The sequence below is a fragment of the Tenacibaculum aiptasiae genome (assembly GCF_965221665.1).
Taxonomy (GTDB): domain Bacteria; phylum Bacteroidota; class Bacteroidia; order Flavobacteriales; family Flavobacteriaceae; genus Polaribacter; species Polaribacter aiptasiae.
In genome coordinates this window covers 754,025-779,805 of record NZ_CBDCSN010000002.1, presented here as the reverse complement: position 1 = coordinate 779,805, position 25,781 = coordinate 754,025, and the positions used below count along the sequence as shown (strand labels likewise).

At 31.3% G+C, this 25,781-nt stretch carries 22 protein-coding genes; 7 read left to right on the top strand and 15 right to left on the bottom strand.

Translation table 11 applies throughout. The features are described from left to right. Positions 1–43: 43 nt before the first annotated feature. From ACOQN8_RS03865 to ACOQN8_RS03830, 8 genes are all read right to left on the bottom strand, one after another. The gene (locus ACOQN8_RS03865; RefSeq protein ID WP_420551674.1) at positions 44–2,407 is read right to left on the bottom strand and encodes an efflux RND transporter permease subunit; all 2,364 of its coding nucleotides are present in this window, start codon (positions 2,405–2,407) and stop codon (positions 44–46) included. A 97-nt stretch (positions 2,408–2,504) separates the two neighbouring features. Then, entirely contained in the window at positions 2,505–3,059 is a 555-nt protein-coding gene (gene frr / locus ACOQN8_RS03860) for a ribosome recycling factor (RefSeq protein ID WP_150899893.1), read from the bottom strand. A gap of 47 nt (positions 3,060–3,106) precedes the next feature. Beyond that, the gene (gene pyrH / locus ACOQN8_RS03855; RefSeq protein WP_420551673.1) at positions 3,107–3,817 is read right to left on the bottom strand and encodes a UMP kinase; all 711 of its coding nucleotides are present in this window, start codon (positions 3,815–3,817) and stop codon (positions 3,107–3,109) included. Positions 3,818–3,927: 110 nt separating this feature from the next. Then, positions 3,928–4,896 (bottom strand): translation elongation factor Ts, encoded by a 969-nt coding sequence (gene tsf, locus ACOQN8_RS03850; RefSeq protein ID WP_150899895.1) that lies wholly within the window; start codon positions 4,894–4,896, stop codon positions 3,928–3,930. A gap of 90 nt (positions 4,897–4,986) precedes the next feature. Beyond that, entirely contained in the window at positions 4,987–5,751 is a 765-nt protein-coding gene (gene rpsB, locus ACOQN8_RS03845) for a 30S ribosomal protein S2 (RefSeq protein WP_150899896.1), read from the bottom strand. Between the two features lie 120 nt (positions 5,752–5,871). After that, a complete protein-coding gene (gene rpsI, locus ACOQN8_RS03840; protein WP_150899897.1) occupies positions 5,872–6,258 on the bottom strand; it encodes a 30S ribosomal protein S9 in 387 nt (128 codons plus the stop codon). Beyond that, positions 6,258–6,713, bottom strand: a complete 456-nt coding sequence (gene rplM / locus ACOQN8_RS03835) for a 50S ribosomal protein L13 (RefSeq protein WP_150899898.1) — start codon at positions 6,711–6,713, stop codon at positions 6,258–6,260. The genes rpsI and rplM overlap by 1 nt, the downstream gene beginning before the upstream one ends. 169 nt (positions 6,714–6,882) lie before the next feature. Beyond that, positions 6,883–7,731 (bottom strand): OmpA/MotB family protein, encoded by an 849-nt coding sequence (locus ACOQN8_RS03830; RefSeq protein ID WP_150899899.1) that lies wholly within the window; start codon positions 7,729–7,731, stop codon positions 6,883–6,885. A gap of 132 nt (positions 7,732–7,863) precedes the next feature. On the opposite strand from ACOQN8_RS03830, the gene ACOQN8_RS03825 reads away from it, so the two are divergent. Continuing rightward, positions 7,864–8,838 (top strand): FAD:protein FMN transferase, encoded by a 975-nt coding sequence (locus tag ACOQN8_RS03825; protein WP_272151600.1) that lies wholly within the window; start codon positions 7,864–7,866, stop codon positions 8,836–8,838. Here the strand turns inward: ACOQN8_RS03825 and ACOQN8_RS03820 are convergent. The 6 genes from ACOQN8_RS03820 to ACOQN8_RS03795 all read right to left on the bottom strand — a co-directional run bounded on the left by ACOQN8_RS03820 (position 8,835) and on the right by ACOQN8_RS03795 (position 18,071). Then, positions 8,835–9,605 carry a class I SAM-dependent methyltransferase gene (locus ACOQN8_RS03820; protein ID WP_420551672.1) on the bottom strand — a complete coding sequence of 257 codons (771 nt, stop codon included), beginning with the start codon at positions 9,603–9,605 and terminating at the stop codon, positions 8,835–8,837. The genes ACOQN8_RS03825 and ACOQN8_RS03820 overlap by 4 nt on opposite strands. Position 9,606: 1 nt before the next feature. Then, positions 9,607–10,425, bottom strand: coding sequence for a type I methionyl aminopeptidase (gene map, locus ACOQN8_RS03815; protein WP_150899901.1), 819 nt, complete (start codon positions 10,423–10,425; stop codon positions 9,607–9,609). 29 nt (positions 10,426–10,454) lie between these two features. Continuing rightward, on the bottom strand, positions 10,455–10,994 hold the full coding sequence (locus tag ACOQN8_RS03810; protein ID WP_420551671.1) for a thioredoxin family protein: 540 nt from the start codon (positions 10,992–10,994) through the stop codon (positions 10,455–10,457). A gap of 7 nt (positions 10,995–11,001) precedes the next feature. Beyond that, on the bottom strand, positions 11,002–12,519 hold the full coding sequence (gene gpmI / locus ACOQN8_RS03805; RefSeq protein WP_420551670.1) for a 2,3-bisphosphoglycerate-independent phosphoglycerate mutase: 1,518 nt from the start codon (positions 12,517–12,519) through the stop codon (positions 11,002–11,004). 146 nt (positions 12,520–12,665) lie between these two features. Next, positions 12,666–16,598: a GEVED domain-containing protein gene (locus ACOQN8_RS03800; protein WP_420551669.1), complete on the bottom strand. Its 3,933-nt coding sequence runs from the start codon at positions 16,596–16,598 to the stop codon at positions 12,666–12,668. 699 nt (positions 16,599–17,297) lie between these two features. Beyond that, positions 17,298–18,071, bottom strand: coding sequence for a M48 family metalloprotease (locus tag ACOQN8_RS03795; RefSeq protein WP_420551668.1), 774 nt, complete (start codon positions 18,069–18,071; stop codon positions 17,298–17,300). 113 nt (positions 18,072–18,184) lie between these two features. Between ACOQN8_RS03795 and ACOQN8_RS03790 the strand changes: the two genes are divergently transcribed. Together ACOQN8_RS03790 and ACOQN8_RS03785 are read left to right on the top strand one after the other, a co-directional pair. Beyond that, positions 18,185–19,927, top strand: a complete 1,743-nt coding sequence (locus ACOQN8_RS03790) for an aromatic amino acid hydroxylase (protein ID WP_420551667.1) — start codon at positions 18,185–18,187, stop codon at positions 19,925–19,927. A 47-nt stretch (positions 19,928–19,974) separates the two neighbouring features. Continuing rightward, positions 19,975–20,256, top strand: a complete 282-nt coding sequence (locus ACOQN8_RS03785) for a rhodanese-like domain-containing protein (protein WP_235273588.1) — start codon at positions 19,975–19,977, stop codon at positions 20,254–20,256. 9 nt (positions 20,257–20,265) lie between these two features. Here the strand turns inward: ACOQN8_RS03785 and ACOQN8_RS03780 are convergent, their stop codons facing one another. Further along, positions 20,266–21,216: a GSCFA domain-containing protein gene (locus tag ACOQN8_RS03780; RefSeq protein WP_420551666.1), complete on the bottom strand. Its 951-nt coding sequence runs from the start codon at positions 21,214–21,216 to the stop codon at positions 20,266–20,268. A 113-nt stretch (positions 21,217–21,329) separates the two neighbouring features. Between ACOQN8_RS03780 and ACOQN8_RS03775 the strand changes: the two genes are divergently transcribed. The 4 genes from ACOQN8_RS03775 (at position 21,330) to ACOQN8_RS03760 (ending at position 25,781) form a co-directional block, all read left to right on the top strand. Beyond that, positions 21,330–22,223, top strand: coding sequence for a MerR family transcriptional regulator (locus ACOQN8_RS03775; RefSeq protein ID WP_420551665.1), 894 nt, complete (start codon positions 21,330–21,332; stop codon positions 22,221–22,223). A gap of 210 nt (positions 22,224–22,433) precedes the next feature. After that, positions 22,434–23,396: a fasciclin domain-containing protein gene (locus ACOQN8_RS03770; protein WP_420551664.1), complete on the top strand. Its 963-nt coding sequence runs from the start codon at positions 22,434–22,436 to the stop codon at positions 23,394–23,396. Positions 23,397–23,473: 77 nt separating this feature from the next. After that, positions 23,474–24,955, top strand: a complete 1,482-nt coding sequence (locus ACOQN8_RS03765; RefSeq protein ID WP_420551663.1) for a phytoene desaturase family protein — start codon at positions 23,474–23,476, stop codon at positions 24,953–24,955. Continuing rightward, positions 24,939–25,781 (top strand): phytoene/squalene synthase family protein, encoded by an 843-nt coding sequence (locus tag ACOQN8_RS03760; RefSeq protein WP_420551662.1) that lies wholly within the window; start codon positions 24,939–24,941, stop codon positions 25,779–25,781. The genes ACOQN8_RS03765 and ACOQN8_RS03760 overlap by 17 nt, the downstream gene beginning before the upstream one ends.

The window sequence follows — 25,781 nt, the reverse complement described above, 5'->3', positions numbered from 1 at the left end:
CAAAGAATTGAGCAATGTTGATATATAAAATGCGAATAAACTTTTATTTGTCTTCTTTTGGAGGTAAAATTTTAAAGTTAGTTTCTTTTAAAACCTTTTTATTCGCAATCTTTTTCTCAAAAGAAAGTAATAAAGATGGTAATAATAATAGGTTAGATACCATTGCTAATAAAAGAGTAACAGAGACAAGACCACCTAATGCAATTGTTCCTCCAAAACTAGAAACTGTAAAAACTAAAAAACCGAAAAATAATACTATTGAAGTATAAAACATACTAACTCCTGTTTCGCGAAGAGCTGCATATACAGCTGGTTTTATTTTCCAATTGTTAGCTAGTAATTCTTGACGGTATTTAGCTAAAAAGTGAATTGTATCGTCAACTGAAATACCAAAAGCAATACTAAATACTAAAATTGTTGAAGGTTTAATTGGAATACTAAAGAATCCCATTAACCCAGCAGTAATTAATAAAGGAAGCATATTTGGTATTAATGATATAAATATCATTTTGTATGAACGGAACATCCATGCCATAAAGATTGAAATCAATAATATGGCTAATGATAAAGAAATAACTAGGTTTTTAATTAAATAGTTAGTTCCTTTTAAAAACACTAATGCTTTACCAGTCATAGAAACGTTAAACTTTTCGTTTGGAAACTGCTTCTTTATAACAGCTTGTAAACGATCCTGAATAATGTCCATTTTATCCGTACCAATATCTTTCATAAAAGTAGTGATACGTGCATAACGACCAGTTTTGTCTACAAAGTTTTTCAACATACCAGCGTTACTATTTGAGTTTTTAGTATAAGCAAAAATGTGTGCTTTTTCCTGACTCGTTGGTAGTTGATAATATTTTGGATTTCCTTTATAATATGCTTGCTTAGAATATTTAACTAAGTTAGTTACTGAAATAGGTTTTGATAACTCAGGGAAAGTTTCAATAGTTTCATTTAACTTTTCCATCTTTTTCAAAGTAGAAAGTTTCATAACACCTTTTTCTCTTTTGGTGTCTATTAAAATTTCTAAAGGCATAATACCTCCAAATTCGCTTTCAAAAAATTTGATGTCCTTATAAAACTGCATACCTTTTGGCATGTCTTCAATTAAACTACCAGAAACTCGGATTTGAAATAATCCTATCATACTTAATATGATAACGATTACCGTAGTAATATAAATTGCAATTCTTTGTTGCTTTACCATGCGTTCCATCCAAGAAACAACATTCCCCATCCATCTTTTTTCTAAGTGGTTTAAATGCTTTTTCTCTGGAAGAGGCATAAAACTGTATAAGATTGGAATAATTAATAAAGCAAGTATGAAAATACTAATAATATTAACCGATGCTAGAATACCAAATTCTCTTAATAATTGACTTTTAACAAAAACAAAGGTTGCAAAACCAGAAGCTGTTGTTATGTTTGTCATTAAGGTAGCATTACCAATTTTTGAAATTACACGTTGTAAAGACTTTGCTTGATTCCCGTGTTTTTTTATTTCTTGCTGGTATTTGTTAATTAAAAATACCGCATTAGGTACACCAATTACAATAATTAATGGAGGAATTAATGCAGAAAGTACCGTAATTTCATATCTGAATAAACCAATAAATCCAAATGCCCAAACTACACCAATACCTACTACTAATAGAGTTATGAACGTTGCTCTGAACGAACGGAAAAAGAAAAAGAATATGATAGCAGTAATTAGTAAAGCACCAACTACAAATATTCCCATTTCATTAATAATGTTTTGAGAATTTACAGTACGTATATAAGGCATTCCAGAAACACGAACATCTATATTATTATCTTTCTCAAATTTATCTATAGTAGGAATTAAAATTTCCGCAATAAAATCTCGTCGAGCAGGTGTATTTACAATGTCTTTATTAATATAAATAGCAGTTTGTAAAGTACCTTGATCGTTATATAATAGATTATCGTAAAAAGGAAGTTTTTCAAATAATTGTTTCTTTATTTTGTTAACTTCTTCATCTGTAGAAGGAACCTTATCAAATAATGGTTCTACAATGAATTTCCTTTTTTTTCTATCTGCTTTCAGTTGCTTAACATCTGCTACAGAAACAGTAAAGTCAACTTGTTTTACGCTGTCTAAACTCTTTACAAGTTTATTCCAAGCGTTAAATTTTTGAGGGGTAAAAATTGTTGAATCTTTTACACCTAGGATTACTAAATTACCTTCTTCACCAAAAATTTCTAAAAACTTGTCATATTGAATGTTTGCCTCATGGTCTTTAGGAAGCAAATTTGCCTCGGTATATGAAAAACGCATATACTTCATCTGAGTGACTAAAAGTCCCGTAATAACAGCTATAGTAATTAAAACCAAGTATCGGTTTCGTAGTAAAAATCCTGCGATTTTAGTCCAAAAAGTCATTCAAAAAAATTTTAGCAAAGTTAGGGTAAATGAAACAATTAAACGAAAAAAAAGAGTGTCTTAAAAACACTCTTTTTTATAATGTTTATAAAGAGACCTAAACAGTCATAATTTCTTTTTCTTTTACAGAATATTTTTCATCAATATTTTTAACAAAACTATCTGTTAAATCCTGAACGCTTGTTTCTGCATTTTTCTTCATGTCATCAGAAGCATCAGTTTTTTTGATTTCATTGTTAGCATCTTTACGAGCATTACGAACACCAACTTTAGCATGTTCTGCTTCAGCTTTTGCTTGTTTAGCAAGATCTTTACGACGCTCTTCGGTTAATGGAGGAACGCTAATAATAATGTTATCACCATTGTTCATAGGATTAAAACCTAAATTTGCAATCATAATAGCTTTTTCTATTTCTTGCAACATGTTCTTTTCCCATGGTTGAATAGTAATTGTTCTTGCATCTGGTGTGCTTACATTAGCAACTTGACCTAATGGAGTTGCTGCTCCATAGTAGTCAACTTGTACGTTAGCTAACATTGAAGGAGATGCCTTACCAGCTCTAATACTACGTAATTCTTTTACCAAGTGTTCTATAGCATTATTCATTGCCTCTTTGGCCGAATCTAAAATAAAATCAATTTCTTCGTTCATTTTGTTCGTATTTATTGACCTCTGTTTTTGAAGGAGGTTATTTCGGTTTATTCGTTATCAACTATTGTTCCAATTTGTTCACCAGAAACTAACTTTAATAAGTTACCGTTAGTATTCATGTCAAAAACAATAATTGGTAATTTGTTTTCTTCACTCAAAGTAAAGGCAGTCATATCCATTACTTTTAAGCCTTTTTCAATAACATCTTTAAAAGATATATTGTTGTATTTTATAGCATCTTTATCTTTTTCTGGATCGGCATTGTAAATACCATCAACTCTAGTTCCTTTTAAGATAGCATCTGCATTAATTTCAATAGCTCTTAAAACGGCTGCAGTATCTGTTGTAAAATAAGGGTTTCCAGTTCCTCCACCAAAAATAACAACACGTCCTTTCTCTAAATGACGGTTTGCACGTCTTTTAATGTATGGTTCTGCTATTTCTTTAATTTCGATAGCTGTTTGTAAACGAGTATGAATACCTTCGTCTTCTAAAGCGCTTTGTAAAGCTAAACCATTTATACAAGTAGCTAACATTCCCATGTGATCTCCTTGTACACGATCCATACCATTACTAGCTCCAGCAACACCTCTAAAAATATTACCACCACCAATAACAATGGCAACTTGAATGTTTTTGTCTACTACTTGTTTAATTTCTTGAGCGTATTCTTTAAGTCTTTTTGGGTCAATACCATATTGACGTTCTCCCATTAAAGCTTCTCCGCTTAATTTTAAAAGGATTCTTTTATATTGCATAGTCTTGTTGAAAGTTGTGCAAAACTACGTATTTTTTTTGAGTTTGTTTTTTTATAAAATAAAAAACCATCCAAAAAATGGATGGTTTTATATAAAATTTCTGTTGAGAATTATCCTAAAGTAACTCTTACGAAGTTTTTAACTTCTACATCACCAAAAGAAGCAACGTATTCAGCAACAGTTTTCTTTTCGTCTTTGATAAACTTTTGATCTAATAAACATTGTTCTTGATCTAAAGTTGTGTTATCAGAAATAAATCTTTCCATTTTTCCTGGTAAGATTTTATCCCAGATTTGCTCTGGTTTACCTTCAGCTTTTAATTGCTCTTTAGCAGCTTCTTCAGCATTAGCTAAAGCTTCATCAGTTAATTGTAATCTAGATACGAATTGAGGTACGTTCTTTAAAGTTTTACCTAAACGACCTAATTCTTCGTTATCTTTTACAATAGCAGCAATTCTTGCTTCAGTTTCAGACTGAACATATGCAGGATCAAAATCTTTGTAAGATAATGAAGTAGCTCCCATTGAAGCAGCTTGCATAGCTAAATCTTTAGTTAAAACAGCAGAGTTTTCAACTGGTGCAGTTAAACCAACCATTGCAGCAATCTTACCAACGTGAGTATAAGCTCCTACGAATGGTGCTTCAATTCTTTCGAAAGAAGTGATATCAATTTTCTCACCGATAACTCCAGTTTGCTCGATTAACTTTTCAGCAACAGTAATTCCACCGAAGTCAGCAGCTAAAAATTCTTCTTTAGTTTTTGTGTTAAAAGCAATATCAACAAATTGAGAAGCTAAATCTTTGAAAGAATCATTTTTAGCAACGAAATCTGTTTCACATGCTAATACAATAGCAACACCGTAAGTGTTGTCATCACTAATTTTAGTAATTGCTACACCTTCAGTAGACTCTCTATCTGCTCTTTTAGCAGCGATCTTTTGTCCTTTTTTACGTAAAATTTCAATTGCTTTATCGAAATCACCACCAGCTTCTACTAATGCATTTTTACAATCCATCATACCAGCTCCGGTACTTTCTCTTAATTTTTTTACGTCTGCAGCGCTAATTTTTACTGACATCTCTATTGTTATTTTTTAGTTGTAAATATTTTATTGTACAAAGTTGTAAAAATTTAAAGGTTCCAATGTAATGAAACCTTTAAATTTAAATTATTTTGCTTCTTCTTTAACCTCAGTTGAAGTTGTTTCTTCTTTAGCTGGAGCTTTTTCAGCTTTTGCTTTTTCTTTATCAGCTTTTCTTTCTGATAAACCTTCAGCAATAGCATCAGTTACATATGATAAAACTTTATCAATAGACTTAGAAGCATCATCATTTGCAGGGATTACGTAATCTACTGGTCTTGGATCAGAGTTCGTATCAACCATTGCAAAGATTGGAATGTTTAATTTTTGTGCTTCAGCAACTGCAATGTGCTCTTTCTTTACATCAATTACAAATAAAGCAGCAGGTAAACGAGTCATATCAGAAATAGATCCTAAGTTCTTTTCTAATTTAGCTCTCTGACGGTTGATTTGTAATTTTTCTCTTTTAGATAATGCATCAAAAGAACCATCTTGCTTCATTCTATCAATAGTAGCCATTTTCTTAATAGCTTTACGGATAGTAACAAAGTTAGTTAACATACCACCTGGCCAACGCTCAGTAATGTAAGGCATGTTTACGTTTGTTGCACGATCTGCAACGATATCTTTAGCTTGCTTCTTAGTAGCAACGAATAAGATTTTACGTCCAGAATTAGCTATTTTTTGTAAAGCGTTTGCAGCTTCCTCAATTTTAGCTGATGTTTTATACAAGTCGATGATGTGAACACCATTACGTTCTGTATAAATGTATGGAGCCATGTTTGGGTTCCATTTTCTTGTTAAGTGACCAAAGTGAACGCCACTTTCTAATAATTCTTGAATGTTTGCCATTTTAATAAATGTGTTTACGTTCTGTTTTCGCAATATTTCAGTAGTTTATAAAGTCTGAAATATTTAGATACTAAACTGTTTGTTATAAATTGTTTTATAAATAACAGCTCTAATAAACGATTAACGTTTAGAGAACTGGAATTTCTTACGTGCTTTCTTCTGACCGAATTTCTTACGCTCAACCATTCTTGGATCACGAGTTAATAATCCTTCTGGCTTTAAGATTGCTTTGTGCTCTTCGTTGATAGCTACTAATGCTCTAGTAATTGCTAAACGGATAGCTTCTGCTTGACCAGTAACACCTCCACCATAAACATTTACTTTAATGTCATAAGACTCTAAGTTGTCAGTTAACATTAAAGGCTGCTTTACTTTATATTGTAAAGTAGGAGTTGTTAAATAGTTATTTAAATCTTTTTTGTTAACAGTGATGTTTCCACTTCCTTGAGAAACGTAAACACGTGCAACAGCTGTTTTTCTTCTACCTATTTTGTGAACAGTTTCCATTATTTAAGATCGTTAAGGTTAATAGCTTTTGGGTTTTGAGCGTCTTGTTTGTGCTCTGTACCTGCGTAAACATATAAATTTCTGAATAACGCACTACCTAATTTGTTTTTAGGTAACATTCCTTTTACTGCTTTCTCGATTAATCTCGTAGGATCTTTTTCGAACATTTCTGTAGCAGTTAATGATCTTTGACCTCCTGGATATCCTGTGTGACGGATGTAAGACTTATCAGTCCACTTTTTTCCAGTTAAGTTAATTTTCTCTGCGTTGATAATAACCACGTTATCTCCACAATCTACGTGAGGAGTATAGTTTGGCTTGTATTTACCTCTAATTAGCATTGCTACTTTAGAAGCTAGACGACCCAACGTTTGCCCGTCCGCATCAACTAAAACCCACTCTTTGTTAACAGTGTTTTTGTTAGCCGATACTGTTTTGTAACTTAATGTGTTCATAATTACACGATTAGTTTTTGTTTATTAATATATAATTTGATCCTTAAAAAAGGTGTGCAAATGTACGATTAATTATTTGATTGACAAATAGTAGGTTAGTTTAATTTTAAGATATAAAAAAAACGTGCAATTTGCACGTTTTTTATTTTATATAAATAGAACTTTTAAATTACTCAGCTTTTTGTTCTAGCAATTCAAAAAATTGGTTCAATCTTGGTAAGATAATAATCTTAGTTCTTCTGTTTTTTGCTTTGTTAGCAGGAGTGTCATTTGCTACTAAAGGAGCAAAACTACCTCTACCTGCAGCAATTAATCTGCTAGGAGCTACCTTGTATTTATCTTGTAATTCACGAACAATAGAAGTTGCACGTAAAACACTTAATCCCCAGTTGTCTTTTAAAGCAGATCCAGAAGCAACTGGTGTGTTATCTGTATGTCCTTCAATCATTACATCCATTTCTGGTTGTCCGTTTACAACTGTAGCTACTTTTTCTAAAACTTTTGAAGCTTTGTCTGATACTGTATAGCTTCCGCTTTTGAATAATAACTTATCAGAAATAGAAATGAAAACAACAGTTTTTTCAACATTTACTTCGATATCTTGATCATCAATACCTTGTTGTAATTCTTTCTTTAAGTGAAATGCAACAACTAAGTTTAATGAATCTTTCTTAGAAGCAGCTGCTCTAATTCTGTTGATGTATTTGTCCTTTTTGCTTAATTGAGTTAATGTTTCTTTGATATTGTCATTAGCTCCTTTAGTTAAAACAGTTAAGTTTTCAACTTGTTGTAATGTGTTTTGCTTGTCTTTTTTCAAGTCACTAACAGTAGCTTCTAAATTTGAAACCTTATCTTGGAAACCATCTTTTTCAACTAAACATTTTGTTAAGTTAGCTTTTACAGCTAATAATTCTTCTTTTGTTTTTTCGTGCTTTGTTTTCAAAGCATCTAATTCTTTTGTAGAAGCACAAGATGCTAATAAAAGAGTTGCGGTAAGAAATAAAAATATTTTCTTCATGTTATTCTGATTTTTCAGATGTAATGTTACATATAATGATAAAGCAAATTTAAAAAAATGATGATACAAAAAAGAGAATTAACAATCTTTTATGAAGTAAGAATGAATTATTTTTGCAGTTAAATTTGAAAGATGTTTAAAAATATAATTTACACAACTAGTATAGTGATGTTTTTTCTTGTTTCATGCAAGCAAGAACAGAAGTTAAATAAAACAAGGTTACAAGGGAATGTTTTTGGTACTACATATCATATTACTTATTTGAATGAGGAAAATCATCAGAAATCAATCGATAGTTTGTTTAATTTGATAAATAAGTCATTGTCTACTTATATGCCGACTTCAGATATTTCTAAAATTAATAAAGGCGATAGTACTGTGGTTGTTGATGATTTTTTTGTAGAAGTTTTTGAAAAGGCTAGAAAGATTTATAATGAAACTGATGGATACTTTGATCCTACTATTGGTAGATTAATTAATGCGTATGGTTTTGGTTCTGGAAAAGAAAAGAAAAACTTATCTGAAGAAGAAATTAAAGAACTTATGTCTGGAGTAGGTTTTGATAAGGTTACATTAAAAGAAAGAAGGGTTTACAGAGATAATTCTAATATTGAATTGAATGTAAATGCTTTTGCAAAAGGTTATGGAGTTGATGTTATAGGAAGGTTTTTAGAACAAAAAAATATTAAAAACTACATTGTTGAAATAGGTGGAGAAATTAGAGCTCGTGGTAGTAAAAAAGGTAAGCCTTGGAGAGTGGCAATAGAAAAACCAAATGTAGATGGCACGAGGTCTGTTCAAAAAGAAATTAATTTGATAGATGAGTCTATGGCTACTTCTGGAAATTACAGAAAGTATAAAATTAACGATAAAGGAGAGAAGATTGTACATACAGTAAACCCTAAAACAGGATTGGCTCAAGAAAGTAATTTGTTAAGTGTTTCTGTAAGAATGAAGGGAGATTGTGCTGATGTAGATGCTTATGCGACTGCTTTTTTAGCTATGGGATTAGAAAAAACCAAAGAATTCTTAACAAAACATTCTGAGTTGAAAGTTGTTTTGTTGTATAACGATAAAAACAATGAATTACAGGAGTATGTAAATTAACTCTTGAAACAAACAGGTAAAATTTCGCCTTTCATTAAAGCAAATCGTTCTAGTTTTTCTGGAGCGATTTTTTTTGTAAAATCAATTTCATCGACTTTAAATCCTATAGAGCGAAGTTTGTCAAAATAGTCGCGTCCATACACTCGTACATGATCGTATTGTCCAAATATTTTTGCGCGTTCTTTTGGATCGGTAATAGAATCGTCTTCAAAAGTAGTTTCTCTGTTAAGGTCTTGTGGTATTTGAAAAATTCCGAAACCACCACTTTTCATTACTCTGTATAGCTCCTGCATTGCTTTGGAGTCATCTGGAATATGTTCTAAAACATGATTACAGAAAATAACATCAAAAGAATTTTCCTCAAAAGGTAAGTCGCAAATATCTGCTTTTACATCTGCTATTGGCGATTCTAAATCTGAAGTAATGTATTCTAAGTTTTTTTGCTTTCTAAAAATATCGAGAAAGCATTGTTCAGGGGCAATATGAAGTACTTTTAATTTCTTTTCTGAAGAAAAAAAATCAGATTCGTTTTGTAAATAGAGCCATAACAAACGATGCCTTTCTAGTGAGAGGGTTGATGGTGATAATGCATTTTCTCTTTGTATACCATATCCATATGGTAAAAACTTGCGAAATGATTTACCGTCTATGGGGTCGGTAAATTTATCACCTTTTAACCACCAAGCTATTACTGGGCGTGCCCAATAACTAGCTTTTATTAAAATGGGTCTAGGTATTGTGTTTAGTATGGCTTTAAATAAGGACACTTTATAAAACTAAAGGTTGTTGTCTAAACTCATCCTCTTCATTGCTTTCAATACCTAAAGCTTCGTAAATGTATTTAAAAGTTGAAAGTAATTCTGGTTTACCATCTACAATTGCTACATCATGCTCAAAGTGAGCAGAAGGCTTACCATCTAAAGTGGTAATTGTCCATCCATCTTTATGTTGTAGTATCTTTTGAGTTCCCATATTTATCATAGGTTCTATGGCAACTACCATTCCTTCAATAAATTTTTTACCACGACCTCTACGACCATAGTTTGGCATTTCTGGGTCCTCATGCATTACTTTTCCTAATCCGTGACCAACTAATTCACGAACAACACCGTATCCGTGTTTTTCTGTGTAGTTTTGAATAGCAAAACCTACATCTCCAACACGATTTCCAACTTTTAATTCACGAATACCAACGTATAAGCTTTCTTTTGTTACGTCTAATAATTTTTGAGTTTCAGGAGCTATTTCACCTACAGCAAATGTGTAAGCGTGGTCTCCATAAAAGTCGTTTTTAATAGCTCCACAATCAATAGAAATAATATCTCCTTCTTGTAAAGGAGTTTTGTTTGGAATCCCATGTACAACTTGCGAGTTTGGACTCATACAAAGTGTGTTGGGGAAATCGTAAAGTCCTAAAAAACCAGGGATAGCACCTTGCTCACGAATAAATTCTTCAGCAAGTTTATCTAAATATAAAGTAGTTACTCCAGGTTTTACCTCTTTAGCAAGCATTCCTAAAGTTTTAGACACTACCAATGCACTTTCGCGCATTAATTCTATTTCTTCTCTAGTTTTTGATTTGATCATGTTAAAAATATTGAAGCGCAAATTTACGGTTATTTTTGATATGGATGTGTGTAAGGTTGTCCAGAAACGATTTTTAAAATATCGTCTTCTATTGTACTGCCATCTATAGCATGTTCTACAAATCTACCAATCTCTTTTCCGTCCTTATAAAAAATAAAAGTTGGGACTCTAAGAATATTGAATCCTTCTTCCAAACCATTTGCTTTTTTACTTCGATTAACGGTTACCAATTCTAAGTTTTTATAATTGAATCCAGCTTCATCTAATAATTTGTAGAAGTTTGGAATTTCTCTTTTGCTATCTCCGCACCAAGTTCCCATAAACCCTTTGATTTTTACATCTTTTAAATATGGTTTTAATTTATTGATGGTGTTTTGATCTGTTTCATAATAACTGTAAAAATCATTAAACCATTCTGAACCGTATGGTTCTTGTTGGAAATCTTTTTTAGTAGCAATACCAACTAAATTTCCGTCTTTATCTTTAGTAGCTAATTGTTTTTGTTTAGGCGCAGAAGCACATGAAACTATAAAAGCTGTAAAAAGTATGTATGCGATTTTTCTCATCATTATTGTTTTAAATAAGTGAATGTTGTGTCATTTCTTTTGGTTGATCTACTCCCATTAGTTTTAATATTGTTGGAGCAATGTCGCCTAATACCCCATTTTCTATAGACTTTAATTCTTTGTCAATTAAAATCATAGGAACTGGATTAGTGGTATGCGCCGTGTGAGGAGTTCCGTCAGGGTTTATCATTGTTTCACAATTACCATGATCTGCAATTAAAATAGTGGTGTAGTCATTATTTAAAGCAGATGTAACAACGTCTTTAACACAAGTGTCTACTGTTTCACAAGCCTTCACTGCTGCTTCAAAAACTCCCGTATGTCCAACCATATCTCCGTTAGCAAAATTTAAGCATACAAAATCCACTTCTCCGTTTTCTAACTCAGGAACAATAGCATCTCTAATTTCATAAGCGCTCATTTCTGGTTTTAAATCGTAAGTAGCAACTTTTGGAGATGGGCATAATAAACGTTTTTCACCTTTAAATTCTTCTTCTCTACCCCCTGAAAAGAAAAATGTAACATGAGGATATTTTTCTGTTTCTGCTATTCTAATTTGTTTTTTATTAGCAGACTCTAAAACTTCTCCAAGCGTATTTTCTATGTTGTTGCTGTTATAGATTACTTTAATGTTTTTAAAAGTTTCGTCATAATTTGTCATGGTAACAAAGTATAAAGGTAACTTTTTCATGTTGAATTCTGAGAAGTCTTTTTCGTTTAAAGCTTCTGTTAATTGACGACCTCTATCAGTTCTAAAGTTAAAGAAAATAACAACATCATCTTCTTTGATGGTAGTTTTTGGTTGATTGTTGTTATCAACCATTACAATTGGTTTTATAAATTCATCAGTAATATCACTATCATAGCTTTGTTGTATGCTTTCAGTGGCATTAGAAGATAAAGTTCCTTTAGCATTAACTAATGCATCGTAGGCTAGGTGTATTCTTTCCCATCTGTTATCTCTGTCCATTGCATAGTATCTACCTGTAATTGAAGCCAATTCCCCAGTAGTTTTTTGCATGTGTTCTTGTATGTCGTTTATGAAATACTTACCTGACTTTGGATCACAGTCTCTACCATCTGTAAAAGCATGTAAGTATACATTTTTAAGCTCATGTTTATTAGCAGCATCAAGGAGACCTTTTAGATGATCAATGTGTGAATGAATTCCTCCATTAGAAACCAATCCTAAAAAATGAATGTTTTTTTGATTTTTTTTAGCGTAATCAAATGCTTTTAATAATTCTGTTTCTTGAGCTAAAGTATTTTCTTTTACAGCTTTGTTTATTTTAGCTAAGTTTTGATAAACAATTCTTCCAGCTCCTAAATTCATATGTCCAACTTCAGAATTCCCCATTTGACCTTCTGGTAGCCCTACATGTTCCCCATCAGTACGTAATTCGGCATGCGGAAATTTGTCGTATAATGAATTTATAAATGGTGTTTTTGCATTATATATAGCTGATACTTTTGGGTCTTGAGTAATTCCCCAACCATCAAGTATCATTAAGATTACTTTTTTGTTCATTTGGTGTGTTTTACAAAACAAAAGTAAGAAAGATTTTAAGTGCTTTTTTAAAAATTAACGAAACCGATTGCATAAGATGAAAATGAGTATTGTTTTTTAATAAAAAAAGACTACCGAAGTAGTCTTTTAAAATGCTTTTAGGAAGTTTATTTTACAAAGAACTTCTTTTGGAATATCTTGTTTTCTTGTTGTCCTTTTATGAAATAAATGCCTACAGGAAGATCTTTTACTGATATTTTAATTTGATTTTGATTAGGGGTTTTATCAGCTTTCATAATAATTTTACCTTGTATGTTTATTAATTCGTATTGTACGTTTTTGTTAGTTTCGAATTTAAGGAATATAAAACTGTCAGAAGGGTTTGGGTAAAGCCTTATATTCTCAATTAAATTAGTAGTATTAGTTCGTGCAACAGAATTATTTTTAACTAAGATTGTATAGTCTTCAACTTCACCAAAATAAGTATCTTCGCCACATGGTGTTATTTTGTATTCAGCTCCATATGCGTATCGAACTCTCATTTTAAGTGGGGTGTTTTTTACAGCATTGTTAGGTGCTGATATGTTAACTGAATATGGTCCTGCTTTAAATGCTTTGTATACTCTTTCACTATTTGAAAAATTACCATCATTATTCCAATCAACCCAAACACCAATAGCATTGTATGTCCAATGATCGTTTTTAGTTGTGATTTTTAAATTAAAAGATTCTTGAGGTGAAATAGTATGTGATAGATTTTGATAATTAGAGTATGAATTAAATCCTGTTGAATTGTTAATTGCTCCAAATGATACATTGGTTATAAATGAATCATTTCTAAGTGTACTTGCATAACAATGTGCTGATATTTTGATAGAATAATCTTCAACTTCACCAAAGTAAGTGTCTTCACCACATGGAGTAATCTTACTTTCAGAACCGTAAGCATATCGTATTCTCATTCGAAGAGAAGTGTTTTTTACAGCGTTGTCAGGGACTGTTATGTCTGTTATGTATGGTCCAGCCTTATATGCTTTGTACACTCTTTCGTTATCTGAAAATTCACCATCATTATTCCAGTCAATCCAAGTACCAATAGCATTGTATGTCCAATGATCGTTTTTGGTTGTAATTTTTAAATTGAATGTTTGACCAGAAGCGAATGTATTTGAAATGTTTGAATAATTTGAATATGAGTTGTATCCACTATTGTTATTAATTGATCCGAAAGTCACATTTGTGATGTAAGAATCGTTTCTAAGGTTTGAAGCGCTACAATAATTAGAAGAAGAGGAGTCATTGTCGATTATAGTTCCAGTAGCTGTAATTGAGTTAGCGGTAATATTGTAATTTTCGCTAGGTTCAACTGTAGAGTCGTCGATAGTTGGAACTTTTATTGTAAATGTTTTTACTCCAGAAGGAATTGTAGCTTCTTCTTGGTTGTAAGTAACTCCATTTGTAAAAGTTGGGGTATTAAAATCAGTTCCATTAATGGCGGTAGCATTATTTATAGATAAAGCTATTTTTGTTTCTTCAACAGTTGTGTTGTCTAAGGTAACTAAATGTTGTAATTCAGCTCCTTCTTCTTTGGTGTCATCAGAAATTGAAACTATTGAAGATGTGGTGTTCCCGTTTCCTTTTTTTATTAAAATACTGTAGTCAATAGTGTTTCCGCTATCGTAAGCACCACAAGAAGTTTCTCCTTTACCATCAACAAAATGACCAGTAATTCGAAGTCCAATTTTTTTGTCTATTGCTGCATTGTTAGGAACGGTTATATTTGATGTAAATGTATATTCTCCGTTTTGATCATAGTTATTAGATTTCACTTCTTTGTTAACTAATAATTCATCTTGTGTAAACTGACCATCATAATTCCAGTCGGCCCAAACTTTTACTTTATTAACATCAGAATCACCTCCATTTCCTTTTTCTGATTTAATGGTTATAGGATAGGTTTTTCCAGTTTCTAAATCAGTTGAAATGGTGTTGTAATAATTATAATAGTTGCTTTTCCCTGGTTCGTGGTTTATGGTATTAAAATTGACTTTGTTTACACTAAAGTAAGTACCGTAGTTAGGGTATGATTTACAGTATTTTAATCTTGAGGTAATGTAATCACTTTTTTTAATGGTCTTTTTTAAACCGTTTGTAGAAGTTACTTCTAAAGTTACATCATAAGTACCTTCAATAGGGAATAAAATATTTGTTGGATTTTTTTCTGTAGAATTAGCAGGCGATCCACCTTCAAAAGTCCATTTCCAGCTTTTTAAACTATCTCCATTAGCAGCTATAGAAAAATCGTTAAACTGAACTTCTTCAGATAGGTTAACAGTTGTAGGTTGTCCAAAGAAATCAACTTCAAAAGGAGTGTTTTCAGGAACAATTGAAAGGTCATAATCTTCAGATTCTCCACTATCTATTGTAGAACAAGCTGAATCCCCTTCGTTACTTTGTACATAGTGTGCTAATACTCTAAAGGCAGTGTTACCCATTTTAACTGAGTTAGGAATTTGAACACTTGTATTGTAGGTATAATTCCCATTATTATCAGTTTGAGTATTTTTATAAGGATGACTAACTATAAGTTCGTTGTCTTCATACACAAAATTTGAATTCCAATCTGCCCAAACTTGAATTCTTAAATTATCATTTGCACCACCCGCTCCTTTATTGGTTGTAATGCTTAGTGGGTATGTTTTGTTCTTTTTAACTTTAAATTTTACTGTTGGTGCATAGTTGCTTATGCCATCGTATCCTGTAGTATTACTGTTTTCGTTAAAAGAAACATTGGTAATGTGAGTGTAAGTTTTGTATCGAATATTGATGTTACAAAACTCTGTGTAAGGGTCGTTAAACTTTACAGAAATGTTCTCAATAGAATCCTTGTATAAAATCGAGCTTCCACCTGTAATAATTGAAGAATTAAATTTAAATGCTAAATTATTTATTGAGTTTGAAGCTGAGTGATTTGTAGCAATGCCATTAAAATTGATAATAGCTTTTGTATTGTTAATAATGTCAACTTTGGTGGTTATTCCTTCTGGAAGATTTTGGACGGTATAGTCTGTAGAAAGATTCATAGTTCCAGAACTTTTCGTAAATGTGCATTCTTCACAAGAAACTTCAATAGAGGTTTCTAAAACACCATCGTTTAAATATCGTTCTTTAACTTGAGATGTTGAAGTTATTAATCTTGGTCCTAAGTTAGCATTTACACCAGTTGCTATTAGGTTTTTTTCAGTCCACAAGGTGTTTCTTGTAGGTGAGTTTTCTAAAGCATTAATCATCCTGTTTACTTGTCCTTGGGTAAACATTTTGTAACAATCTGTATAATCCATAAAATTTTCATTGTTAATTTCTTGGTTTAAACAGTTTTTAATAACCTGACACCCTGTTCCTGATGAGTTGTTTTTATGAGAAGGGGTATCAGCAATTCCATCACCAGCTTTTGGGTCGGTAGAGCAAACAGCACCATAAAAAGTATGAGGTAAATCTAAGTAATGACCAAATTCATGTGTAAGAACTGATCGAAAGTTTTCGTTAGTGTTATTTCCTAAATAACTTCCGTTATAAACAATTCTTGCAATGTTTAGGTCAGACATAGTTTTGTTAGGGTACCATGCAACTCCAGAATTGTAAAAATCACCGTTACCATAAAGGTCTCTAGTAATGTATATGTTACAGTACTTGTAATTGTCCCAAGCAACATTTTTTACTTCTGGGGAATTGTAATTTCCCATGCCTGAAGCTTTATCGTAAAAAATAACACCAGAAGTAGGGTTTCCGTTAGGGTCAATTTTTGCTAGTTTAAAAGTAATGTCTAGAGGTTTTTTGATAACATCAAAAGGGGCGTCAATGGTGTTGTAATCACTATTTAGACCTTGAAAATCTTCATTCGTTTTTTTTAAGGCGTCTTCAATAATTTCTTGAGTAACTACAGTTCCTGAATTGTAATTTTTACCAAAAACATGAAAAACAACAGGTATAACATAGGATGGGGAACTAGTTTTTTGTGCTTGATTTTCGGGGGAGATTTTCAATCGTAAAGAATTTAGTTCGTTTTTAGCATTTTTGTTTTTTTCGAATAATTCTTTCATTGCTTTGTCTGTACCGCAAGAACTTTTTACGTTTTGAGAGTGTAGTTCTTTAAGGGGTAAAATGCTTAAAATTAATAGTAAATGAAAGCATAAGTGGGGGTTGAAATGTTTCATGATTTCTAATTAATAATTTGATTAGTAAACAAAGTTATCTTCTGTTAACTCTTTGTTTTTGATGTATTTAAACTTGTTTTGATATTATTTTAACAAAAAACATGATGATTTCTTAAAAAATTAACATATGTTAATAAAAATTGATAAAGCGGTTTTTGAGAGGTAGGCGAATTTTTTTTTAAGAAGAGGGATTGTATTGAGTCTATAGAATAGAATTATTTACTCAACTCTTATTTAAAAATATATGAAGTAAGTTAAAGTAGATAGGAAGAGTATAAAAAATATAATTCTTTTAATAAGGGCTAGTTGGTTTTTTTTTGAATCTTGTTTTTTATTTGGTTAAGTTGTTGTTGAGAAGCCGATTTATCAAAATGAAGTTTTGTGTTAGAATCTGTTTCATAGCCTTCAATTTTCTCGAAAGTAGATACACGATTTCTTTTGTTGTTTTTTTAAATTGGTTATCATTGCTGATACAGCACCTCCCAAACTCATGGCTATTACTTTTTGGTTGTATGTTGTGGGTGTTGGTTTGTACAAAAATGTTACAAAAAATGCTTTTAGTGAGTCTAAAAGCATTTTGAAGAGTTATTTCTTGTATTTACGAATAGCTTCTTTAATTTTTTCAATTCTGTTTTCTGGGTCTGGATGAGTACTCTGAAACTCAGGAGTTCTATTAGGTCCAGCAGCAGCTTTTAAAATTTCCATAACACCAATTAAACTTTCTGGGTTATAGCCAGCATCTACCATTAATTTAACGCCTAATTCATCACTTTCTAATTCATCACTTCTACCATATTTCATGTTAATAACATTTGCAATAGCAGCCATTCCTTGCGCAGTACTAGGATCAAAACCAACAGCAGCTCCTGATAATATACCTTGAGTTAAATCTTGTTTAGCCATACGTGCAGCAGAATGACGTCCAATAACATGACCGATTTCATGTCCTAAAACTCCAGCTAATTGATCTTCATTTTTTAATTTAGAGAATAAAGCAAAAGTGATAAAAATTTGTCCGCCAGGTAAGGCAAAAGCATTAATGGTTCTTTCGTCTCGCAGTAAATGGAAGTCAAAAGGATAACCAGATTGTTTAGCAATACTGTTGTCAACAAGTTTTTTACCTATTTTATCTACTAAATCTTGATATTGCTGACTAGGGTATAAGCCTCCATGTTGTTGTGCCATTTGTGGAGCGCTACTTAATCCAATAGCTATTTCTTGTTTAGGAGAAATAGATATGTGTTGTTTTTTTCCGGTGTAAGGATTGATTTCAGCACTTGAACAATATTTTACTAAGGCAAATAAAGCAATACCAGCACCAATTAAAAGTCTAATTCTTAAACTCCCCCGATTTCTCATGTTTTTTTGATTTTTTGTGATAAAAGTAAAGGTACAAAATATATAATTTAACAATTGTCGATTTTTTGTAAACTAGAAAAAACTTAAATTTACCCAGCAAAACAAACAACTATATGGAGCCTCATTTTGAGTTAAACGAAATCACGAAAAAATTACCTAAGCATTTACATAAATTTGTAGTAAGACAGCCTTATGAAGAGTACACGGCACAAAACCAAGCAGTTTGGCGCTATGTAATGAGAATGAATGTAGATTATTTAGGTAAGGTAGCTCATTCTTCATATGTAAATGGATTAGAGAAAACAGGTATTTCAGTTGAGAATATTCCTGAAATGGAAGGAATGAATCGTATTTTAAAAGAGATTGGTTGGGCAGCTGTTTCGGTAGATGGTTTTATTCCACCAAATGCTTTTATGGAGTTCCAGGCATACAATGTGCTAGTGATAGCTTCAGATATGCGAACTATAGATCATATTGCTTACACTCCTGCGCCAGATATTATTCATGAGGCAGCAGGACATGCTCCAATTATTGCAAACCCAGAATATTCTGAGTACCTACGTAGGTTTGGAGAAATTGGTTCAAAAGCAATTTCTTCTGCTAAAGATTATGAAATGTATGAGGCAATTAGGTTATTATCCATATTAAAAGAGAATCCTAATTCTACACAGAAAGAAATTGATGAAGCGCAAGAAAAAGTAGAATGGTTGCAAGATAACATGGGAGAAATGTCAGAAATGGCACAAATAAGAAATTTACATTGGTGGACTGTAGAGTATGGTTTGATAGGTGAATTAAATGATCCTAAAATTTATGGGGCTGGTTTACTTTCGTCAATAGGAGAAAGTAAATGGTGTATGCAAGATGAGGTAAAAAAAGTGCCTTATTCTATAGAAGCTGCAAATGTTAGTTTTGATATAACAAAGCCACAACCGCAATTATTTGTTACACCAGATTTTGCATATTTAAGTCTAGTGTTAAATGAATTTGCCAATACAATGGCATTGAGAACTGGCGGATTGAAAGGTGTTGAAAAATTAATAGATTCTAAAAATTTAGGTACAGTTGAGTTGAGTACTGGAATTCAAATTTCTGGAATATTTAGTAATGTTATAGAAGATAAAAAAGGAAAAGTAGCTTATATCCAAACAACAGGTCCAACAGCTTTAGCAAACAGAGATAAGGAATTGATTGGGCATGGAATTAGTTACCATGCAGAAGGTTTTGGAAGTCCAGTAGGGAAGTTAAAAGGAATTAATTTGCCTATTGAAGATATGAGTCCACGTGATTTAAAAGCGTATGGAATATATGAAGGTGAAGAAATGACTTTAGAATTCGAGAGTGGTGTGGTTGTAAAAGGAAGAGCAATTACTGGAACTCGCGATTTAAGAGGGAAAATATTGATAATATCTTTAAAAGATTGTACAGTAACTTATCAAGATCAAGTCTTATTCAGACCAGAATGGGGAATTTATGATATGGCAATAGGGAAAGAGTTGGTTTCAGCTTATTCTGGACCGGCAGATGTTGATTCTTTTGAAGATATAGGGAAAGTTTCTGAAACCAAAACGGATAAAATAATCTACAGTGATTTGCAGAAGAAACTTTATAGTTTATATGAAGAGGTAAGGGAAATTAGAGAAAAAAAGAAAGTAACTGAAGATAAAATAATTTCAATTTTTAACGTTTTAAAGACTGAGTTTTCTCAAGATTGGTTGTTGGTTTTAGAGTTGTATGAATTAGCTTTAGATAAGGAGTATTTGGTAAAGGAAGAGTTGAGAGATTATTTAGAAAAATTAAAAAGTAACAAGAGTTACAGTACTTTAATAGAAAACGGACTACATTTGTTGTCGTAAGAATTAAAAAACAAATGGGGTTATTAAATTTTTTTAGGAAGAAAGATATGACAAACGAAATACAAGAATATTTAAATAAAGGGGCAGTAGTTTTAGATGTTAGAACTTTAGCAGAATGGAATGAAGGACACTCTGAAGGAGCGAAGCATATAGTTTTAACAGTAGTACCTTTAAATGTTGAAGAAATTAAATCTTGGAATAAACCAGTGATAGCTGTGTGTAAAAGTGGAGGAAGAAGTGGACAAGCTACACAGTTTTTACAAGGTCATGGAATTGACGTAATTAATGGAGGTCCTTGGCAAAATGTAGATCAGTATTTGGTTAAATAAATACCGAATTTAAAATTTTATAAAAGGAAATGCTTTTTGAAGTGTTTCCTTTTTTTGTTCCAAATTATTTAAGAATTTAAGGTGAGCTTCAGATTTAGGGTTAAAAGGTTTGTGAGCTAAACCTTTTTGAATACTCTCAATTTCCTGTATTGTTTTTTGGGTTACTTCATTAAAAAATACACTACTGAATTTTTCCCATATATAATTTATAGCTGTTTCATTGGGGTGTATCATGTCTTGTTTATAAAATCTATAGTCACGTAATTCATCCATCATAATTTCATAAGAAGGGAAGTAGTCAATGTTTTTTCTGTTGTCAGTTATTTGATGGATAGCAGAAATTAAATGAGCTTTGCTACGTTGGTTTTCAATAAATCCATCTTTTAAATGACGAACTGGCGAAACGGTATAGGTTATAGAGATGTCTTTATTTATAGATTTAATAAGAGTATTTATGGCGTCTAAACTTTCATGAATTTCATCAATAGAAAGGATTTCTTTTAAAAACTTTTTCTGAGGAATTTTATGGCAGTTTGCTACAATTTTATCAGAAGAAATATGTCTGTATATCCAAGCTGTACCTAGTGTTATAATTAAATGCGATGAGTTTTTTAAGTGTTCAAGAGTTAGTAGGGTATTGTTATTTAAGCTATCTAATAAGTCATCCTTGTTGGTGGAGCTTAAGTTAGAATGGGCATCAAAACAATGCCATCTTTCGTTGTGAAAAAAGATATCTTTTTCAGAATATTTCTTTTCATTGATAGCGTTTGTAATTAGGTTTTCAATTGCTTTTGGGTGAAATAAAATACCAAATGGATTTTGAATAGCTCTAAATTTGTAATAAGTAAGTTTTTTACCAATATTCTCTGTAAAGCAAGAACCAATTAAAGTAATTTCAGAATTGTAACTGATTGAGTTTAGGAGATTTTTTTTAATAGGTATCTGAGTTGATAATATCATAAAAAGAGAGCTATTTATACAAGTCAAAAATAATTATTGTTATTTTAAAAATTAATCAATTTACTTGTTTTATTTAAAATTGACTATATTTGTTTATTATTATTTGAAATAAGTTGAACAATATAAAAAGCATATTTACGATTAAAGACCTTGAAAATATCTCAGGGGTGAAGGCACATACCATTAGGATATGGGAAAAAAGATATAATTTATTAGAGCCTAACAGAACTAATACAAATATTAGATATTATTCTTCTGAGAGCTTAATGAAGTTGTTAAATGTAGTGTTGTTGAATAAACACAATTTTAAGATTTCTAAAATTGCTCAGATGAGTAATGATCAAATAAAAGTTAACGCTAGGGAGTTGGCGTTTAAGTATGCTGTAAATGATGAAGCTATCAATTCTTTTAAGATAGCGATGTTTCAATTTGATAAAGTTTTATTTAATAATACATATAATAAATTACTACATAAAAAAACATTTAGAAGTATATTCAAAGATGTCTTTGTTCCTTTTTTAAATCATATAGGGTTGCTTTGGCAAACAGATACTCTGCTGCCAGCTCATGAGCATTTCATTTCAAATTTAATTATTCAGAAAATACAGATAAACATTGAGAACCTTGAGCATTCAATAGTGAACACTGATAAAACTTATGTGCTTTTTTTACCGGAAAATGAAGTTCATGAATTAGGATTGATGTATTTGAATTATGAGCTTGTGTTAAGAGGATATCAAACAATTTATTTAGGTCAAAGCTTACCGTTGAATAATTTGAACTACTTTTTTGAAAGCAAATCTAAAATTTGTTTTGTTACTTCTATGACTGTGCGTCCTTATGATGATAAAGTAGTGGGTTATTTTTATGAAATAGAAGATGTGTTAAAAGGTACTGATCATGAATTAATGGCTGTAGGAAAAAAAGCAATGGACGTTGTAGGTATTGACTTTAAGTCTAATATTTCTATTTATCCATCAGTAATAGAGTTGCTTAGCGAACTCTAATTTTTTTTGTTAAAATTAATTTTGTTTAATCTTTTTTTGTTTTTGTTAAACATTATTTGTAGTTTTGAAATGTGTTTTGCTAGTCAAAACTATTTTTTTACTAAAATTAATTTTGTTTATGTTTTTTAAGAAAAGATTAAACAAAGTCTGAGGAGGCTAAAAAACAGACTGTAAAATAAAGAGAGTAAGCGCTAATTAAACAATATAATTATGTTATTTACAAAAAGTTTATCGAGGATACCCTTCTTCTTAGTTTTATTTCTAAGTATTTGTTTGTTTACATCCTGTAGTGATGATGATCCAATAATTATTGATAATGATGATATTGTACAAAAAGCAATAAAAACTTCTGACTTAAGTAGTTTGGTTGCAGCTTTACAAAGAGCTGATTTAGTTTCTGCTTTACAGGCAGATGGGCCTTTTACAGTTTTTGCTCCTAATAATAAAGCTTTTCAGGATTTATTGGATTCGAATAATTCATGGAATTCATTGGATGATATTCCTTTAGAGACATTAAAAACAGTTTTACTATTTCATGTTTTAAATGGTAAAGTTATGAAGAATGACTTGACGGATACTTATGTAAATACATTGGCAACTGGACCAAATGATGAGCCATTGTCATTACAGGTTGAGGTTACTGGAGCTGTTGAATTTAATGGAGATTCAAAACCAGTGACAACAGATATTTCAGCAACAAATGGTGTAGTGCATATTGTTGATAAGGTTATGTTGCCGCCAGATGTAGTAATATTGGCTTTAAATAATAGTGGTTTTACTTCTTTGGTAGCAGCGCTAACAGATTCTAGACATACAACAGACTTTGTTTCTTTGCTAAAAATGACAGGTCCATATACCATTTTTGCTCCTACAAATAGTGCTTTTCAAGCATTGTTAGATAGTAATGCTGCATGGAATTCATTAGCGGACATTCCAATAGCAACCTTAGAAGCAGTTTTAAAATACCATGTTTTTGCAGGAGGTAATGTGCAAGCTGATCAGTTAACAGACAACCAGGAGATAACTATGTTTAGTGGAGGTAAAGTTACTGTTGACTTGTCAAGTGGAGCTAAGTTAGAGACTTCATCAGGTCAATCGGTTGTGATATCTGTAACAGATGTTCAAGGTACTAATGGAGTTATTCATGCTATAGATAATGTATTATTACCTTAATTGTTAACTTATTGTATATGAGTGTGTTTTGTTTTTTTGTTAATCGTTTTTAAGTTATATTTATAATATATATAAAATTGGGAAAAAAAATATCAATAATAGGTTCAGGTTTTTCGTCGTTAGCAGCATCTTGTTATCTTGCTAAAGCAGGGTATGAGGTTGAAGTTTATGAAAAGAATTCAACAGTAGGTGGAAGAGCTAGGCAGTATAAAAGAGATGGTTTTACATTTGATATGGGGCCAACATGGTATTGGATGCCAGACGTTTTTGAGAAATTTTTTTCCGATTTTAATAAAAAACCTTCTGATTATTATCAGTTAAACAAATTAACACCAGCTTATCAAGTATATTTTGATGTTCTTGATTCAATTACAATACCCGGTAATTTAGAAGAAATTTATGAGGTATTTGAAAAAGAAGAGAAGGGAAGTTCAAAATATCTAAAACGTTTTTTAAAGTCGGCAGAATATAATTACAATGTGTCTATAAATGATTTAGTTTATAAGCCAGGTATATCCCCATTAGAACTAATAACGCCGGTAACAATTGGAAAAATTACACAGTTTTTTTCAACAATTAGAAAACAGGTAAGAAAAAAAATAAAAAGTAAAAAATTAATCCAAATATTAGAGTTCCCAGTCTTATTCTTGGGTGCAAAACCAAGTAATACACCAGCCTTTTATAACTTTATGAATTATGCCGATTTCTCCCTAGGTACTTGGCATCCTGTTGAAGGAATGTATAAAGTTATAGAGGCAATGGTTTCTTTGGCGGTTTCGTTAGGAGTACATTTCAAAACTGAAGCTATTGTTGAAGAAATTTGTGTAAATCCATTAGGAGATGCAAATGGATTGATAGCAAATGGTAATTTTATAGACGCTGATGTAGTATTAAGTGGTGCAGATTACCATCATACAGAAACACTTTTGCCTAAAGAATATAGACAGTATTCTGAAAAGTATTGGGAAAAGAAAGTTTTTGCCCCATCATCTTTATTATTTTATGTTGGCTTTAGTGAAAAGCTGAAAAATGTATGTCATCACACATTGTTTTTTGATACAGATTTTGATGAACATGCCAAAACAATTTATGATCAACCGAGTTGGCCAAAAGAACCACTGTTTTATGCAAGTTTCCCCTCGATAACCGATGGTTCTTTTGCTCCAACTAATAAAGAAGCAGCTACTTTTCTAATTCCTTTAGCCCCAGGGATAGAAGATACGCCTGCTTTAAGAGAAAAATACTTTAACATTATAATTGAAAGATTAGAAAAGTTAACAAAACAATCGTTAAAGGATTCAGTAATTTTTAAAGAAAGTTATTGTGTTAACGACTTTATTGAAGATTATAATTCGTACAAAGGAAATGCCTATGGTTTAGCAAATATTTTAACCCAAACAGCATTTTTAAGACCTAAAATAAAAAGTAAAAAAGTTAAGAACTTATTTTTTACAGGACAATTAACGGTTCCCGGACCCGGTGTTCCCCCTTCATTAATTTCAGGAAAAATAGCTTCAGATTTAATCATTAAAAACCACCAAAATGAAAAAACTATTTGATGAGGTTTCGTATTCGTGTAGTAAATTAGTTACACAAAAATATAGCACGTCATTTTCGTTAGCTACCAGAATGTTAGCGCCAAAAGTAAGAGTAGCTATTTATAATATTTATGGATTTGTCCGCTTTGCAGATGAAATTGTAGATTCTTTTCATGAGTACGACAAGGAAGAGCTTTTAACAAAATTTGAAAAAGATTATTACTTGTCAAAAAAGGAAGGTATTAGTCTAAATCCTATTTTGAACTCATTCATACATACAGTTAATACCTATAATATCCCAGATAATTTGGTAGGAGCTTTTTTGAAAAGTATGAGGGCAGATTTGTATAAGACAGAATATACAACAGAAGAAGAGTATAAAGAATACATTTATGGTTCTGCAGATGTTGTAGGGTTAATGTGTTTGAAAGTTTTTGTTAATGGAAATGAAAAACGATATAATGAATTAAAAGACGCAGCAATGCGTTTAGGTTCAGCATTTCAAAAAGTTAATTTTTTAAGAGATTTAAAAGATGATTATGAAGTATTGAATAGATCATATTTTCCAAATGTTAATTTAGAAAAACTAAATGATGCTTCAAAAGAAATGATAATTAAAGAAATAGAGGAAGATTTTGATTACGCTTTTAAAAATGGTATCTTAAAGCTACCAGTAGAAGCTAAGTTTGGAGTTTTTATAGCATACAGATATTACAAAAAGCTTTTAAAGAAATTGAAAGCTACTCCATCATCTAAAATTATGGATACTAGAATAAGAATTTCTAATCCAATGAAAATTAATTTATTGGCTAGAAGTTATGTGAAATATAAATTAAAACTAATCTAA